General features: G+C 37.4%; 13 protein-coding genes. 6 read left to right on the top strand and 7 right to left on the bottom strand.

All coding sequences use genetic code 11. The features are described 5' to 3' along the window. Window positions 1-34: 34 nt before the first annotated feature. The gene (locus tag V4B18_RS01325) at window positions 35-1798 is read right to left on the bottom strand and encodes an ABC transporter ATP-binding protein (protein ID WP_455476060.1); all 1764 of its coding nucleotides are present in this window, start codon (window positions 1796-1798) and stop codon (window positions 35-37) included. Window positions 1799-2071: 273 nt separating this feature from the next. Then, a complete protein-coding gene (gene infC / locus V4B18_RS01320; protein WP_455476059.1) occupies window positions 2072-2590 on the bottom strand; it encodes a translation initiation factor IF-3 in 519 nt (172 codons plus the stop codon). Between the two features lie 216 nt (window positions 2591-2806). Here infC and V4B18_RS01315 point away from each other — a divergent pair, with 216 nt between their 5' ends. The 4 genes from V4B18_RS01315 to dapE all read left to right on the top strand — a co-directional run bounded on the left by V4B18_RS01315 (window position 2807) and on the right by dapE (window position 6903). After that, window positions 2807-3595, top strand: coding sequence for an alpha/beta hydrolase (locus tag V4B18_RS01315; protein ID WP_455476058.1), 789 nt, complete (start codon window positions 2807-2809; stop codon window positions 3593-3595). A gap of 362 nt (window positions 3596-3957) precedes the next feature. Next, window positions 3958-4737 carry an alpha/beta hydrolase gene (locus V4B18_RS01310; protein WP_455476057.1) on the top strand — a complete coding sequence of 260 codons (780 nt, stop codon included), beginning with the start codon at window positions 3958-3960 and terminating at the stop codon, window positions 4735-4737. 37 nt (window positions 4738-4774) lie between these two features. Continuing rightward, window positions 4775-5521 (top strand): M48 family metallopeptidase, encoded by a 747-nt coding sequence (locus V4B18_RS01305; RefSeq protein WP_455476056.1) that lies wholly within the window; start codon window positions 4775-4777, stop codon window positions 5519-5521. 209 nt (window positions 5522-5730) lie between these two features. After that, window positions 5731-6903 (top strand): succinyl-diaminopimelate desuccinylase, encoded by a 1173-nt coding sequence (gene dapE / locus V4B18_RS01300; protein ID WP_455476055.1) that lies wholly within the window; start codon window positions 5731-5733, stop codon window positions 6901-6903. A 44-nt stretch (window positions 6904-6947) separates the two neighbouring features. Here the strand turns inward: dapE and hemW are convergent, their stop codons facing one another. Next, window positions 6948-8147: a radical SAM family heme chaperone HemW gene (gene hemW, locus V4B18_RS01295; protein ID WP_455476054.1), complete on the bottom strand. Its 1200-nt coding sequence runs from the start codon at window positions 8145-8147 to the stop codon at window positions 6948-6950. Then, window positions 8147-8791 carry an RdgB/HAM1 family non-canonical purine NTP pyrophosphatase gene (gene rdgB / locus V4B18_RS01290; protein ID WP_455476053.1) on the bottom strand — a complete coding sequence of 215 codons (645 nt, stop codon included), beginning with the start codon at window positions 8789-8791 and terminating at the stop codon, window positions 8147-8149. Before rdgB ends, hemW begins: the two co-directional genes overlap by 1 nt. A gap of 314 nt (window positions 8792-9105) precedes the next feature. Between rdgB and hrcA the strand changes: the two genes are divergently transcribed. Together hrcA and grpE are read left to right on the top strand one after the other, a co-directional pair. After that, a complete protein-coding gene (gene hrcA / locus V4B18_RS01285; RefSeq protein ID WP_455476052.1) occupies window positions 9106-10176 on the top strand; it encodes a heat-inducible transcriptional repressor HrcA in 1071 nt (356 codons plus the stop codon). Between the two features lie 86 nt (window positions 10177-10262). Continuing rightward, window positions 10263-10922, top strand: a complete 660-nt coding sequence (gene grpE, locus V4B18_RS01280) for a nucleotide exchange factor GrpE (RefSeq protein ID WP_455476051.1) — start codon at window positions 10263-10265, stop codon at window positions 10920-10922. A gap of 109 nt (window positions 10923-11031) precedes the next feature. On the opposite strand, the gene V4B18_RS01275 is transcribed toward grpE, so the two are convergent. The 3 genes from V4B18_RS01275 to V4B18_RS01265 all read right to left on the bottom strand — a co-directional run bounded on the left by V4B18_RS01275 (window position 11032) and on the right by V4B18_RS01265 (window position 12850). After that, window positions 11032-11499, bottom strand: coding sequence for a 2'-5' RNA ligase family protein (locus tag V4B18_RS01275; RefSeq protein WP_455476498.1), 468 nt, complete (start codon window positions 11497-11499; stop codon window positions 11032-11034). 640 nt (window positions 11500-12139) lie between these two features. Next, window positions 12140-12436 (bottom strand): HPr family phosphocarrier protein, encoded by a 297-nt coding sequence (locus V4B18_RS01270; RefSeq protein ID WP_455476050.1) that lies wholly within the window; start codon window positions 12434-12436, stop codon window positions 12140-12142. Window positions 12437-12442: 6 nt separating this feature from the next. After that, the gene (locus V4B18_RS01265) at window positions 12443-12850 is read right to left on the bottom strand and encodes a PTS sugar transporter subunit IIA (protein ID WP_455476049.1); all 408 of its coding nucleotides are present in this window, start codon (window positions 12848-12850) and stop codon (window positions 12443-12445) included. Window positions 12851-12936 lie beyond the last annotated feature (86 nt).

The following is a 12936-nucleotide window of genomic DNA, read 5'->3' as shown; positions in this document are numbered from 1 at the left end:
GAAGTAAAACTTGTAAGATAAAACTTACTTAAAATTATTGCTTTTTAAATTGTATATTATGAAGTCTTTTGTAAAAGCCGTTTTTTCTTGCTAATAATTCTTTTGGAGTGCCTTGTTCAACCAGCTGTCCATTTTGCATTACGATGATTTTGTGAGCGTGAGAAATTGTTGAAAGGCGATGGGCAATTATAATGGTTGTGCGCCCTTTGGTGATGTGGTGAAGAGCTTCATTAATTTGTGCCTCAGTGTGTGAATCTAATGCGCTTGTTGCTTCATCAAGAATCAAGATTTCACTATCATGAAGCATTGCTCTAGCGATAGCTAGCCGCTGTTTTTGTCCCCCTGAAAGATTATTACCATTATCACCTATTTGTGTGTCATACCCATTTGGCAGATCCATAATAAAATTGTGGGCATTAGCTATTTTTGCTGCTTTTATAATATCTTCGTCGCTAGCTCCTTCTTTTCCAAGACCGATATTATATTTGACAGTTCCTTGGAAGAGAAAAGTATCTTGTTCTACATAGGACATGAGATTTCGAAGAGAGCGAAATGTGATGTAGCGAATGTCTTGACCATTGATTAAGATACGTCCTTGTGTTGGATCATAAAGACGCATAATCAGGTTGATAAAAGTTGATTTTCCTGAACCTGATGATCCAACCAATGCGGTCATTTTTCCAGGTTCTATTTCTAGGTTGATGTCTTTCAACACCATTTGATCATCTGTATTATACGCGAAAGAAACATGTTCGAAACGAATTGGCCCTTGTGTTTTATTCAGATCTTTAGCTTTTTTATATTCTGTCACCGTAAGGGGATGGTCAAGTATTTCATACATCGTACGGATATTAACTAACCCAGATTCAATTTTTACACGTACATTTGCTAGTCTTTTTGCGGGCTCATAAGCTAGAAGTAAAGCTACAATAAAAGACATTAATTCACCTTGCACACCTGCGCGTTGGCTTGCAAGATAGCCGGAAAAGCAGATAATACCCGCAATGGCGATACCAGTAAGTGTTTCCATAATGGGGTTTGTAATAGCTTCAAGTTTTGCAATACTGTTTGCTTGTTTTTCAACATCACGAATAGCTTTATTCATACGTGTTTGCATTAATTCTTCTAGTGAAAAAGCCTTTATAACCCGAATACCAATGGTGCTTTCTTGCATAATTTTGATAATTTCACCAAGTGACAGAAGTTCTTTTTCCATGAGACCGCGAACGCGTTTTAAGGCCATTCGAACTCCTAAAAAAGCAAGTGGTCCTACTGTTAAGGTAATAGTAATTAACATAAAATTTTGAATAAGCATGACAAGTAATAAACCACTAAGAGAGAGCAGATCACGTACAAAAGTGGTGATAATAATATCAATGATATTACGGGCAGCTGTAGCATTGTGAGTCACGCGAACAAGAAGATCGGATGATGTATTATTTTGATAAAAAGAGACTCCTTGTTGCATAAGACGTGCATAAATCTTGCGCTGTTGTTCAGCAACAATACTATTGCCTGCTTTGCTTAGAAAATAAGTTTGGGCAAAAGTTGCAATGCCTTTAAGAATAAAAATTAAAGCGATGACACTAGAAACCAAAACGATCATATTAAAATTTTGCGCATCAATAATATAATTGACAACATCACGCATAATCCATGCGCTAGCTGCAGTTGTGCAAGAAATAACTATCATTGAAAAAATGGCTGCACTGTACCAATACGCATGTTTATGAAAATTTTCTCGTAAAAGACGAAGAATAAGATGTTTATCAAAAGAAGAAATTTGTTTTTTACCCATAAAGCGCTTCTATATTTTATCGTTGTTTTATGCAAGATTGAAGCACTTTTCACTTAGAGACATTTAGTCTTTTTAATAAAGAATTATTTCTATTATAGGGAGACGGGATTATCGCACACTATTCATCACTTTTAAAAATCAATATAACATTTACTTGCGGTGCTCTTAAAATTACACTCACGCACTCACTTTAAATAAGTCACATACCAAAAACTAATCCCTTTGACTCCAGTAATTTTTATTTTTTGTGTGCTTCGGAGTTTTTCTTAGAAATTATTTAGGCGCTATCACCATCATCATTTGACGACCTTCCAGCTTTGGCTCAGACTCGATTTTGGCAATGCTACTTGTATCTTCCTTAACCCGCTGAAGAAGCTTTAATCCAAGATCCTGATGTGCCATCTCACGACCACGAAAACGCAAAGTAACTTTCACTTTATCACCATTATCTATAAAGCGATGCATAGCTCTGAGTTTGACTTCATAATCATGGACATCAACATTTGGGCGCATCTTAATCTCTTTGACTTCGATGACTTTTTGTTTTTTTCGTGCTTCAGCAGCTTTCTTTTGGGTTTGATACTTCAATTTACCCAAATCGATAATTTTACATACAGGCGGCTCTGCGTTTGGTACAATTTCAACCAAATCAAGCCCTAGTTCCGCAGCCATAGCAAGCGCTTCTTGCGTTGTAACGATACCCTGATTCTGTCCCTCATCATTAATAAGCTGAACACGAGGAACTCGAATATCCTGATTTGAACGTGGCCCATCTTTTTGGGTAGGTGTCATTTTAAACGGTCTGCGAATGGCTTATGCTCCCTAATTCTGATTCACTTATAACGAATTTAATATATAATTATGTACAGAAAAACAACTAGAATTTATTCATAAAAAAACAACTAAAATTCGTACTTTTTCAATTTTGTTGATTATTTTTTAAGTTTGGTTTGAGTAATGAAGATTTTTTTATACAACAAAGAGAAGAATATTTTAGGGAGGGAAGTAATGGATCAAGAGATTCCTTGTCAATTTTTTTCGTTTAAGGATACAGCTCTTGCAGTGCGTCATCGCAAAGGTAATTCTTCTCCTGGCTTGATTTGGATTACTGGTTATGGAGCTAATATGTTGAGTAGCAAAGCAGTTATGGTTGATGCTTTTGCTAAAAAAAATAATTTGTCTTGTTTACGTTTTGATCACTCTGGTCACGGAGAGTCTGAAGGGGATTTTCTTCAGGGAACGATTTCACGTTGGGTTGAAGAGAGTTTAGCAATTATTGAAACCTATTGCGAAGGTCCACAAATTTTCATTGGAAATTCTATGGGAGGATGGATTGCTCTAAAACTTGTTACGATGTTAGCGCAGAAAAAGAATATGCTTGCTGGCATGATATTAGTTGCGCCGGCTCCTGATTTTACGCGAACTGTTGTGGATCCATTATTGGGTCCATTAGAATGGGAAGTTTTGGAAGAAAAAGGATATATTGGAGTGCCTGCAATTGGTGCAATTGGTTCTGTAGAGCCGAAGCCTGTTTCAAAAGTCTTTATTCAAGATGGACGAAATAATTATGTTATGAAAGGGTGTATCGATGTTGGATGTCCAGTCCATATTTTGCACGGAATGGAAGATGAACAGATTCCCTATAAGCATACATTAGCTTTGCTTGATCATTTGCCTTCGCATGATGTAACTTTGACACTTATTCGTGATGCAGATCATTCATTTTCGCGTCCACAGGATTTAGTTTGTCTTGAAACAGCGTTAAAGTCATTAATTGACCAGATTAATGTAAAGTAAAATGCAGAGTAAGAAGGGGCAAATTCATTAATGACAAGATATATAAATGACAAAGATATATATTTTTGTGGTATGGCTTGTATTATAGTATGTGAAGCCATAAGCGCATGCATCGATCGTTTCGCGTTATGTATTTGTGCAGGCAGTTAAGGAATTTGTGTAATAGCATTGCTAACAATAGAATTTTGTTATTGTTGGCAATTATTTTTTCTAAGGATTTGTTGAAAAATACCTATCTTGAATTGAAATGTTTCTTACTTGCGTACAAATTTTTCACTAAGTTTTTTTCAAAGAGTTGCAACGATTTTTTTTATGGAATGTTGCGCATAAGGTGGTTCACATTATCGAATGGAGGAAAAAGAATGAACCAAAATATTCCGTGCCAATTTTTTTCGTTTGAGGATACAGCTCTTGCAGTACGTCATCGCAAAGGTAATGGTTCTCCTGGTTTGGTTTGGCTTTCTGGTTACCAATCCGATATGCTGGGTAGCAAGGCGATGATGATTGATAGTTTTGCTCGAAAGAATGATTTGTCCTGTTTACGTTTTGATTACTCTGGCCATGGAGAATCTGGGGGTAATTTTTTTCAAGGAACGATTTCTCGTTGGGTTAAGGAAAGTTTAGCGGTTTTTGAAACCTATTGTGAAGGATCTCAAATTTTAATTGGTTCTTCTATGGGAGGGTGGATTGCTTTAAGGCTTGCTATAATGCTCGCACAAAAAAGTAAGGTGCTTGCTGGTATGGTATTGATTGCACCAGCTCCTGATTTTACGCAAACATTGGTAGAATCAGCACTGGGTCCAGCAGAATGGAAAATTTTGGAAGAAAAAGGATATATTGAACGACCTACTGTTGGTGATGCGGAGCCGATGCCATTTACAAAAGCGCTAATTGAAGATGGACGAGACAATTGTGTTATGAACGGATGTATTGATGTTGGATGTCCAATTCATATTCTGCAAGGAATGCAAGATGAAGATATACCTTATCAGCATACATTGACTTTGCTTAATCATTTGCCCTTACATGATGTAACATTGACACTTGTGCGTGATGCTGATCATAGATTTTCACGTCCGCAAGATTTGGATTGTCTTGAAACGGTCTTAAGATCGTTGATTGACCGGATTAATGCAGGATGAGAAGAGCCAAATTCATTGATGATAAAGACATAAATGCATGATGGTTCATGAACAGCGCTTTGTTTTTTCTGATCGGGTTGTGCCTCTGCGGGTGCGTGAGCACAAGCGTGCTCGTCGTTTCACATTGCGCATTGATGCAGGTGGCCGAGGGATTTGTGTAACAATACCACCGTTGGTGAGCTTCTGTTCAGTTCAGGAATTTATTGAAAAACATCGGTCTTGGATTGAGGCGCGTCTTACTCACATACAAGCTTTTCGCGAAAATCCGTATCTTAAAGATGGTACGACAATTCCTTTATTAGGTGTTGCGCATACCATAAAACATAAAGCAGGACGCGGAGTGACTGAAATTGTTGCAGGCGGTATGGGAAAAGAGCCAAAAATTATCGTTTACGGACGATTAGAACACTTACCAAGACGTATTGCTGATGTTTTAAAAAAACAGGCTGCACTTGTTATAACACCGATGGTGATATATTATGCGCGTAAAGTAGAGTGTAAAATTCGATCAATTTCTTATAAAGATACGAAGAGTCGTTGGGGGTCTTGTTCCGCAAATGGATGTCTTTCTTTTTCTTGGCGTCTTGTTATGGCACCAAAGGATGTTGTGTCATATGTTGTTGCTCATGAGGTAGCTCACCTTATTGAAATGAATCATGGACCAAAATTTTGGGCTCTTTGTGAAGAACTGTGTCCTAAAAGTAAAACTAGCCGTGTTTGGTTGAAGAAAAATGGTTATATGCTACACGCGATTAATTTTCATTCACATTGGTCAGAGATATGAAAAAGTCTTTGAATAAAGACAATATTTTATAGAGTTGTGTATTCCATGATTTGAGTGCTTCGTTTTACGATGAGAAAGCTATTAAAATTTCAGCATGGTTGGCTTTTTTGCTTAGTTTATTGAGTATCTTAAATGTTTTTGCTTTATCTTCTTTATAATTAAGCTTAATAATTTTCTGTAATTCTTAAGTCTAAATTGAAAGAGCGCTCATGCCTATCCTTACAGATCCTATTCAGTTATTACAGGAGCTTATTCGTTGTCCTTCTGTTACGCCTCATGAAGCGGGTGCTTTATCAACTTTGGAGAAGTTTTTAAGAAAAGTAGGGTTTAGTGTTGAACGTCCCATTTTTACAGATGGAAATACGGAAGATGTTGAAAATCTTTATGCAAAAATGGGGAAAGATGGTCCGCATCTTATGTTTGCTGGACACACGGATGTCGTGCCACCAGGTAGACTGGAAAATTGGACGTATCCTCCTTTTGAAGGTGTAATCAATCAGGGAAAATTATATGGGCGAGGCGCTGTTGATATGAAGGGTGCGATCGCATGTTTTGTTGCGGCACTGGCTCGGGTTCTTGAAAAACGGCCTATTAAAGGAATGGTAAGCTTTTTGATCACGGGTGATGAAGAAGGTCCTGCAATTAACGGGACAGTAAAACTTTTAAAATGGGCAGAGCAAAAAGGCGAAAAATGGACTGCAGCTCTTGTCGGAGAGCCAACGAGCGTAAAAACTGTTGGTGATGTTATCAAAATTGGACGCCGTGGTTCAATTTCTGGCATTATTACAATTAAAGGTCGTCAAGGTCACGTTGCTTTTCCTGAGCGCGCAGCCAATCCATTGCCTTTAGCAGGTAAGCTTATTCAAGCATTGATACAGGATCCTTTGGATCAAGGAACAAAGAATTTTCAACCCAGTAATTTGGAATTAACAACCATTGATGCAGATAATTCTGCAGTGAATGTTATTCCAGAGCAGACAATAATTCGTTTTAATATACGCTACAATGATTTGTGGACGAGAGAAACGCTTATTAAGGAAATCGAAAAACGTCTTGCTTTTGTACAGCCTAAAAACAATTGTGATCAATTACCTTGTTATCAGCTTGAATGGATACAAGGTTTGGGCGGTGTTTTTCTGACTAAAAATGATCAACTTATTAAAACTTTGTCAAATGCAATTGAAAGCGTGACAGGAAATATACCAGAATGCTCAACTTCGGGGGGTACTTCAGATGCGCGGTTTATTAAAGATTATTGTCCAGTTGTTGAGTTTGGTTTACCAGGACAAACTATGCACATGGTGGATGAGTGTGTGACTCTCGATGCAATGGAAAGCCTTACTTCTGTTTATGAGCGTTTCATTGTTGATTTTTTTGCATAAAAAACAAATTACTTTTGTTATGATGGCAGGGAGCCATAGAAATTTCAATTTGCCAATTGGTTAATAATATGGTCAAGAACGACGCGTCCTGTGGTTGTGGCTTTTAAGCGCTGGTTTCCTACCATTTCTACTAGACCTTGTTGTTGTAAATCGAGAAGTTTTTCCATTGGTAAACCATTGGAGCTTAAGTTTTCATAACGCGTAAGATCCAAACCTTCTGAAAGACGCAAGCCCATGATAAGCATTTCATTTGCCTGTTGCTCTTGGGTTAATTGTTCTGTTTCAATACAGCCATGCCCTATTGTTTCTACTAATTCGAGCCAATGTTCGGGATGTTTTTCATTTATTGTGACACAACGCTCATAGATTTTAGTTTGAGATGAAGGTGTTTTTGAAGAGGTAGAGAAATAACTTGTTGGGCGTTTAATAAAGCGTCCATGTGCTCCTGGACCAAAACCTGCATATTCATGATAACGCCAATAAAGAAGATTATGAGCTGATTCAGCACCAGGAATTGCATGATTTGAAATCTCATAAGCAGGAAGCCCATGCATAGCAGTTATTTCTTGGGTAAGATGATACAAATCTGCTGCGAGCTCTGATGCAGGAAGGATAAGCTTTCCTGCGGCGTGAAGTCGTTTAAAGGCGGTTCCTTCCTCTATAGTTAGTTGATAAAGAGAAAGATGGTCTGCGGCTAAATCAATAGCTTGAAAAAGTTCATATTTCCATTGTTCTAGTGTTTGCTCAGGACGGGCATAAATTAAATCAAAAGACAGGCGTGGAAAAATTTCTCTTGCTAAAGAAATAGCGTAAAGAGCTTGCTTTACATCATGGAGGCGACCAAGTTTTCGTAGTGCTTTGTCATTGAGTGCTTGTACGCCTAAGGATAAGCGATTAACACCTGCCGTGCGGTATCCGCGAAAGCGCTCTGCTTCTACACTGGATGGGTTGGCTTCTAGTGTGATTTCAACTTTATCATCGACCGTCCATTTTTTTGCAATAGCTTGCAGCAAGGCATAAACTGTCTGAGGCGTCATGAGAGAGGGAGTTCCCCCACCGATAAAAATACTCGTAACATGACGTGGACCTATTCTACAATATTGTGTTTCCATTTCGCGTTCAAAGGCGGTTACAAAACGTGGTTGATCAACTCCATTTACGCGAACATGTGAGTTAAAGTCACAATAGGGGCATTTTGCAGCACAAAAGGGCCAATGAATGTAAATTCCGAAGGATTTATTCATCAGAGTGCCAAAAGACTTTCTGCCAAAAGTTTAAAAGCGCGTGCGCGATGCGAAAGGGGTGTTTTATCATCGAGTTTCCAACCATGCTTTTGTTCCGTTGACATTTCACCAAAGGTATTTTCATATTCATCAGGTAAAAAAATTGGATCAAAGCCAAAACCTTTATCTCCGCGTGGAGGCCAAATGAATGTACCCTCAACACTGCCACGAAAATAGTCTGCATAGCCATCTGGCCATGCAATACAGATGACTGATATAAATCGGCATTTTCGTTGACTTTTTTCGTGCGCTTTGGCTCTTTGGAGTTTTTCTTCTATTTTTTGCATAGCTTTTGAAAAATTACGTGTGCCGTCTGGTTGAAGAGCCCAATTAGCTGTATAAACACCAGGTGCTCCGCCTAATGCATCTACTTCTATGCCGGAATCATCAGATAAAGCCGGAAGCCCTGTATTTTTTGCAGCTGCAAAGGCTTTGATATAGGCATTTTCTTCAAATGTTGTTCCTGTCTCTTCTGGTTCAGGTAAATCAAGTTCCTTTGCTGATTGTGTTGTTAAACCAAAAGGAGCGATCAGTGTGGTAATTTCACGCAATTTATCATCGTTATGTGTGGCAATAACGAGTTTTTTGATTGTTATGCTTCTCATATAGATTTCTCCAAAAATTAAAGGGGAAGTAGTTATTTTCTGTGTTTAAAACTAACATGACCATATGATATGGATATTAACAGGTTTCATGAAATACGATTTTTTGCATGTTTGCTGCTATTGAGTTCAAAGAAGATCTCTTAAATTTGATGAAAATCATAATTGGAGAGATGCATGGAGGTACTTTTCTTTCTGATAATGGCATTTTAGGTGATAAATATGCTATATATTTTGCACTGTTTTAGACTATTTGACCAGACTTTAACAAAAATTATATAAGAAGAAAGTATTTTTAAAGTAGTGAAACAATTGTGATGAAGTATAAACCCATTGATGATGAATTAAAATATCTTGATCAACGTTCGCGTGATATTTTTCGCCATATTGTTGAAGCTTATCTTAATGATGGTGAACCTGTTGGATCACGAAATCTTTCTCGGCTTTTACAACAAACATTATCACCTGCAACGATTCGTAACGTGATGAGTGATCTTGAGCATCTTGGATTGATTTATGCACCTCATGTATCTGCGGGGCGAATGCCGACACAATCAGGTTTACGATTTTTTGTTGATACATTTATGGAAGCGGGTGATTTGCCAACAGAGGAGCGCGAAAGCATTGAAAATCAAGTTAAGGAAGCAGGGCATACAAAGTCAGTTGAACATTTTCTCATTCAAGCTAGTCAAGTTCTTTCAGATCTTTCACGTGGGGCAGGATTAGTTTTATCGACAAAACATGAAGGAACATTAAAGCACATTGAATTTGTGCGTCTTGATGGAGAACACGCTCTTGCAGTTTTAGTAACTCAACGAGGTGAAGTTGAAAACCGTATTGTTCAATTACCAGAAGGTGTTACCCATGCACAATTAACAGAGGCAACCAATTTTCTTAATGCTCATATTCAAGGTCGTACGTTGCGGGAAGCTAAAGGAGAAATTGCCCGCTTATGTTTAGAAACACGAGCTGCACTTGATGATTTATCTCATCATCTTGTTGAAACTGGGTTAGCTCTTTGGGGAGGAGAAGATTCTGATCATAAAATACATCTTATTGTTCGCGGGCGGAGTAATTTGCTTGAAGATGTAAAAGCAAAAGAAGATTTAGAGCGGTTACGACACCTGTTTGATGATCTTGAGACACGTGAAAGTATGGCGCAATTACTCGATTTAACTGATGAAGGTTCAGGAGTTCGTATCTTTATTGGTTCAGAGAATAAATTATTTTCGCTTTCTGGCTCTTCTTTAGTTGTAGCGCCTTACTGTGATTCACAACAAAGGGTCATTGGTGCTTTGGGGGTTATTGGACCAACACGGCTCAATTATGCAAGAATCGTGCCTATGGTCGATTATACGGCTCAACTAGTGTCGCAGTTGTTACGCTAGAACACGTAAATACAAATATCCCTTGATTTTTGTCTATAAAATTTCAATATCGAGGATAATAAATCTTATGAAGGAATGGAATTTTTATGTCTGATGAAAAAAACAAATTTACTAACGCTTCATTTGAAAATTGCGATTTAAAAAATCCGGCTGACCACAATAAACTCAAACAAGCTGCTGATGAATTTTTGAAAATGCATGAAGAAAAAGCGTGTACAGATGCAGGAGAAGAAAATGAGCTTTCTGATCCCTTAGCTGCTTTGCAGGATGAAAATAAGGAATTGAAAGATCAGCTTTTGCGTCTTGCTGCAGAGATGGAAAATCTTCGGCGTCGTACTACGCGTGATGTAGCTGATGCGAAAGCTTATTCAATTGCGAATTTTGCACGCGATATGCTATCTGTTTCTGATAATCTTAACCGTGCCTTGGAGGCTATTCCTGAAGGTGCGCGGGAAAATGACGCTGGTCTGAAAACCTTAGCTGAGGGAGTTGAAATGACTGAGCGTGCAATGATGGCAGCGTTAGAGCGTCATGGAGTGAAGAAAATTCATCCAGAAGGGCAAAAGTTTGATCCTCACTTTCATCAAGCTATGTTCGAAATTCCCAATGCTGATGTTCCAGATAACACTGTTCAGCAAGTGGTTCAGGCAGGTTATATTATTGGTGAGCGTGTCTTACGTCCAGCGATAGTTGGCGTGGCAAAAGGAGGAGCGAAAGAAGCTTCTATTGAGTCTGATCCAGCATAAATAATATACCATTAACAATAATTTCTGCGCGAAGTTGCAACATTATGTGCAACTTCACATTTTAGAATATTTCATCAGAGAAAGTTTTTAAGGTGTTTTTAACACTCTTTTATGCTTGGAGTGTCCAGCTTCCTCTCTCAATATAAGGAACATTATCATCGAGAGAGGGAGATGAGAATAAAACAAAATGATCAATCTCAAAGGGAGGAAGTACAAAATCACGTCGAGAAGACACATATGAAGAAATATCTTCAGGTTTAGCGTCGAGAAATTGTGCAATGGTGATGTGCGGAGTGAATTTTCTTTTATCAGGAGGTAATTTTAGATGTTTTCGAATACATTGTATTTGTTCGTGTAAAAGATTAAGAGTTTGTAGTTTAAAAGGAGAAAGTTTTATTGTGTTAAAGGCATAAATGATCTCGTCTACTACGGAGCATTTAACTTCACCAAAAAAATACAAAGTGATGTGAAAATTTTGCGGGTTCATCCACCGCGCTTGAGATAAGCCATTTTGCAACGATATGAGGGATTGTGTTGTTTGTTGAGGAATTTGAAGAGCACTAAACAGACGTAACATCATGATACTTTTTTACGATTTTACGATTAAAAGACGCTATCGCAAACAAAACAGCAGATTGATCCGTAGCCGATTATACTACTAAAAAAGCAATGGTATAGATAAAGATGTCTAAAAGAAGCCTATTCTGAGTTACAAAGTTAGATTTATAAGTCTTGTTGATTTAAATGAAGTAGTTTTGATGCAAACAAGAAACCTCATTTGCAAAAATTTTATGGCAAAAGATAACGTGGTTAGAAGATCTATGTATTTTATTAAAATAAAGGCAGGGAATAGATTTTTGATAATGAAATAGTTTTTATATTTTCTAAAAATAGATTCAAAAATATTTAACATAATTGTTAAAAGCTTTATGTTTTCTTTTTTGGATTATTAATATTAAGATGGCAATAGTTAAATGATCAACAAACAATCGAGTTTGTTGTTAGAAATGAAGCTAATATAGAGAAAAATATTTTCAAAACACCGCTATCACAATTATTTATGACTGCAATATCAATAACATAAAAACATCATATCCATAAGGAACATGAGTGCTTATTATATAATTTAAGAAAAAAACAAAGAAATTAATCAAAATAATTATAAAAAAAGCTTTCTATCTTATAAAGATAATAGAAATATTTCTTAGCAGAAGATTTTAACTTTCTTCTCCAAATTTATTTTTAATGAGCTTTTCAAGAGCATCGAGAGCATCTGTTGCTTCCGGTCCTGAAACGTGAATAGTGACGTTACAACCAGGTGAAGCTGCTAACATCATAAGTCCCATAATTGATGAGCCAATAACGGTTTTTCCATCCTTTTCAACTTCAACAATGGCGTTAAATTTATTAACAATTTGTGCAAATTTTGCAGAAGCTCGCGCGTGCAATCCACGTTTATTACAGATGTTAAGATGGCGACTTAGCATATGTTGGGAAGTGTTTTTAGAAAGCATTAGTGTTTAATTATCCGCTAAAATCATGTTGGGTATATTAATATATTTACGTCCTGCTTCTTGTGCTACTTTTAAAGCTTCTGATAGTGAAACATCAGGACGTTGGCGAATAGAAATCAGTTTAATGAGCATAGGCAGATTAACACCTGCGATCATTTCAACATGTCCTTTTTTAATAACAGGAATAGCCATATTTGATGGTGTTCCACCGAATGCGTCTGTTAATATAATAACGCCCTGATCTGTATCTGTGGAGGAAACTGCGGCTACAATATCACTTCGGCGCTGGTCCAAATCATCATCAGGGTAGACACATATTGTAGCAAATTTCTCTTGCGTTCCAACAACATGTTCCACAGCATGTAGAAATTCAACAGCCAATCTACCGTGCGTTACAAGCACGAGTCCAATCATTTTATAAAAACTCCTGTTACCAAAGCCCTAACCGCATGAGCAGAATCATCATTGTACAAAGCTTTACTGTACTGCCAAGGAAAATT

Source organism: Bartonella sp. B17, from assembly GCF_053795755.1.
The sequence above is the reverse complement of the archived record's forward strand: the minus strand, read 5'-3'. Positions and strand labels throughout refer to the sequence as shown.